The sequence below is a fragment of the Nitrosomonas sp. genome (assembly GCF_024282095.1).
Classification (GTDB): domain Bacteria; phylum Pseudomonadota; class Gammaproteobacteria; order Burkholderiales; family Nitrosomonadaceae; genus Nitrosomonas.
Genome location: NZ_JAMWZS010000075.1, coordinates 1 through 3,414, shown reverse-complemented (window position 1 = coordinate 3,414; position 3,414 = coordinate 1). Strand labels below are relative to the sequence as shown.

6 protein-coding genes are annotated in these 3,414 nt (G+C 47.7%); 3 read left to right on the top strand and 3 right to left on the bottom strand.

The genetic code is table 11. The annotated features are described in order from the left end of the window. A partial coding sequence (locus Q0K92_RS12905) for a 1-acyl-sn-glycerol-3-phosphate acyltransferase (RefSeq protein ID WP_366084452.1) occupies positions 1–377 on the top strand: 377 nt, incomplete at its 5' end. Here Q0K92_RS12905 and Q0K92_RS12900 read toward each other — a convergent pair. Genes Q0K92_RS12900 through Q0K92_RS12890 form a run of 3 tightly spaced genes read right to left on the bottom strand, consistent with a single transcriptional unit; the run spans position 328 to position 2,364 of the window. After that, positions 328–1,131: a symmetrical bis(5'-nucleosyl)-tetraphosphatase gene (locus tag Q0K92_RS12900; RefSeq protein WP_297326202.1), complete on the bottom strand. Its 804-nt coding sequence runs from the start codon at positions 1,129–1,131 to the stop codon at positions 328–330. The genes Q0K92_RS12905 and Q0K92_RS12900 overlap by 50 nt on opposite strands. 54 nt (positions 1,132–1,185) lie before the next feature. Beyond that, on the bottom strand, positions 1,186–1,992 hold the full coding sequence (gene dapB / locus Q0K92_RS12895; RefSeq protein ID WP_297326201.1) for a 4-hydroxy-tetrahydrodipicolinate reductase: 807 nt from the start codon (positions 1,990–1,992) through the stop codon (positions 1,186–1,188). Positions 1,993–2,046: 54 nt separating this feature from the next. Next, positions 2,047–2,364: an outer membrane protein assembly factor BamE gene (locus Q0K92_RS12890; RefSeq protein WP_297326200.1), complete on the bottom strand. Its 318-nt coding sequence runs from the start codon at positions 2,362–2,364 to the stop codon at positions 2,047–2,049. Between the two features lie 164 nt (positions 2,365–2,528). On the opposite strand from Q0K92_RS12890, the gene fur reads away from it, so the two are divergent. Then, the gene (gene fur, locus Q0K92_RS12885; RefSeq protein WP_297326199.1) at positions 2,529–2,969 is read left to right on the top strand and encodes a ferric iron uptake transcriptional regulator; all 441 of its coding nucleotides are present in this window, start codon (positions 2,529–2,531) and stop codon (positions 2,967–2,969) included. Between the two features lie 4 nt (positions 2,970–2,973). Next, on the top strand, positions 2,974–3,414 hold a 441-nt coding region (locus tag Q0K92_RS12880), incomplete at its 3' end, for a lytic murein transglycosylase (RefSeq protein WP_297326198.1).

The window sequence follows — 3,414 nt, the reverse complement described above, 5'->3', positions numbered from 1 at the left end:
AAGGCGAGCGGGTTGCTATGTTTCCCGAAGGCACTACCACTGATGGCACTCAACTCAATCATTTTCACGCTTCGTTGCTGCAATCGGCTGTTGCATCCGATGCGCTGCTTTACCCAGTGGCCATTGGTTATCGCAATGTGGCAGGAGATATTTGCGCGGAAGCTGCCTATATCGAATCGTCTTTGGTCGTATCGCTGCAAAAAATACTGAGTCAGACGAGCATCCATGTTGAACTCATCGTGCGTGAACCGGTTCAATGTGGGATGAAGAATCGACGGGAATTAGCTCGTTTCGCGGAGCATGCGATTGCTGAGGCGCTGTCACTGCCTATTCCGCACAAGAAAGTTGGAAAATTTTCCGATCTTCCAGCCGGATAGCTGTCAATTCTCTGCCCCATACGCAGCCAGTATCCAGCGCAATCACATTATCCGCGAGATGTAATCCTAATGCCGACCAATGGCCGCAGATGACGGTATGTTGCCGACTGGCTCGCTGGGGTAAGTTAAACCATGGCAAATAACCTGATGGGATGGATTGCAGATCGCCTTTAAAAGCGAAATTCATTCTGCCGTCGGGTGTGCAGACACGCAGGCGTGTCATGGCGTTGATGATGACCCGCAGGCGAACATGGCCGGTCCATTCGTCCTGCCAGTAATTCGGCTCATTGCCATACATCAGTGCAAATAATTCCTGATCATCGTCCTGGCGTAGGGCATGTTCAACCTCACGGGCCAATTGCTCGGCTTGTACAATCGACCAGGACGGCAATAAGCCCGCATGTACCATGGCGTATTGGTCTGCGGTGTGAAATAATTTTTGTTGCCGCAGCCAATGCAATAATTCGTCGCGATCGGGCGCATCCAGAATGGGTTGAATCGTGTCGCTGGGATGTTGCTTTGCGATGCCTGCAGCTACCATCAATAAATGCAGATCGTGATTGCCCAGTACCATAATCATCGCACTGCCTGCTTGTTTAATATGCCGCAAGAGCGAGAGTGAATCGGGGCCGCGGTTAACGATGTCGCCAACCAGCCATAATTTATCTGCAGCAGGGTCAAATTGAATGTGGTCAATCAAGCGCTGAAATGCCGTAAAGCAGCCTTGAAGATCACCCATTGCATAAGTTGCCATGATTGGCGATCGCTTAAGTCAGGTAGCTAATAATTATGCTAACGATTGTACAAATTAACGTAAACCGAGTACGTCCTGCATGTCGAACAAACCATTCGGCTGATCGGCCAGGAAACGCACTGCGCGCAATGCGCCCATTGCAAAAGTCATGCGGCTGCTGGCCTTATGCGAGATTTCCACACGTTCGCCGATGCCGGCAAACATGACGGTATGATCGCCGACGATATCCCCTGCACGGATGGTTGCAAATCCAATGGTTTCGGGATTTCTTTCGCCGGTGACACCTTCGCGTCCATACACGGCCACTTTGCTGAGATCTCTTTTTAATGCATCAGCAACGACTTCGCCCATACGTAGCGCGGTGCCGGATGGCGCGTCCACTTTATGCCGATGATGCGCCTCGATAATTTCAATATCGTAGCCTTCATTCAGCACTTTTGCGGCGATTTCCAGTAACTTGAAAGTCACATTCACGCCAACGCTCATGTTGGGAGCGAATACGATCGCAATATCCTGTGCGGCTGCCTTGAGTTGTGCTTTTTCCTGGGTAGAGAAACCAGTGGTGCCAATGATCATTTTGACACCGGCTTCCCGGCAAACGGCCAGGTGTGCGAGCGTGCCCTCAGGACGGGTGAAATCAATGAGTTGGTGGCAATTTTTCAGCGCGGCTGCAAAATCGCTGACAACCGGAATGCCGCAACTGGCGCCTATTAATTCTCCTGCGTCCTTATTCAGATAAGGGCTGCCTATTCTTTCCAGTGCAGCGGCGAGTTGCATATCGGGGGCTTGTGAAACCGCCTCCAATAATGTGCGCCCCATGCGTCCGGCGCTGCCTGCGATAGCAATCTTTTGAATGATCATTTTATTCCTACAATGATTTTAAGTTTAGATGAGCAATAAATAAAAGTTATCACTTTATTTTGCCTCTGTGGTATCTGACGGAATCTTTTCCGGTTCAGGATTAGCCTCAATAGGCTTGGGTTTGACCGGATGCTTAGAAAAACTCAGGTGGTTCTCAAGATTGACTAATTTGTCGTCTTCAAAATAAATTGTCAGCCGCTTTTGTTCAATCAGATCGCCTTTTTCGCGCCATATATACACATAATCCCATCGATTGTCGCGGAATGTATCGACAATCAGCGGTGATCCCATGACAAAAAGAACTTGCGATTTAGTCATACCCGGCTTTAGCTTTTCCAGCATTTCTTCGGTGACCACATTGCCTTGTTGCACATCGATCTTGTATAGAATGTGAGGAAGGTATGAACACCCTGCTAAGATGAGGAAAACCAGCGGTGCGAGAATGTTTGCAACCATTTTATTGATGATATTATATGTTTCCAAAGTGAGCATAGCACTATATGATACAACAAATCATTTTCTGAACAGAGATAACCATGAGTAATTCCGGCGACCTTAAAAGCATAGATCTCAAAAATAGTGGCCTTAAAACAACGCTGCCGCGACTCAAGATATTGAATTTATTTGAACAAAGCAGTGTGCGTCATTTGTCCGCGGAAGATGTTTATAAGGAATTGCTTAACGAAGGTGAAGACATAGGACTGGCCACCGTTTATCGCGTTTTAACACAATTTGAGCAGGCCGGATTGTTGGAGCGGCACCATTTTGAAAGTGGTAAAGCGGTATTTGAGCTGAAGCGCGGGGGGCATCACGATCATCTGGTTTGCTTGCAATGTGGTCGTGTCGAAGAATTTTATGATTCTGAAATAGAGCAACGCCAGGAAGCTATTGCGAACGATCGAGGATTCCGGTTGCAGGAGCACTCATTGTCTTTATACGCGGATTGTATCAAGCCAACCTGCCCTCATCGAAAATAATAAAATGCATGCACTTGCATTAAGCTGCCCTCCAAAAATTAAGCTTGCCTTGCTTGATATCAGTTATGGACGTCTATTCTCCGGGATTCTGGTGTTTTCAAGCTGGTTATTGATGCATGATGTTTATGCGGATAGTAGTCATTTTAATGAATGCATATCCCGAATAGGCGCACAAGCGAAGACTGAAGGTATTTCCGACAAAACGGTTCAGCAAGTGCTGGGCAAGGTCAAACACAACCAACGCGTCATTGAATTGGATCGGCGCCAGCCCGAATTCACGCAGACATTTGCAAATTATTTTAATACGCGCATTAATGATGAGCGTGTTCAGCGGGGGCGGGAGTTATTGGCTAAGCATCGTGGATTACTGAATCAGATTCAACAGGAAAGCGGTATTCCGGCACAATATCTGGTTTCATTCTGGGGATTGGAAACCAGCTACGGT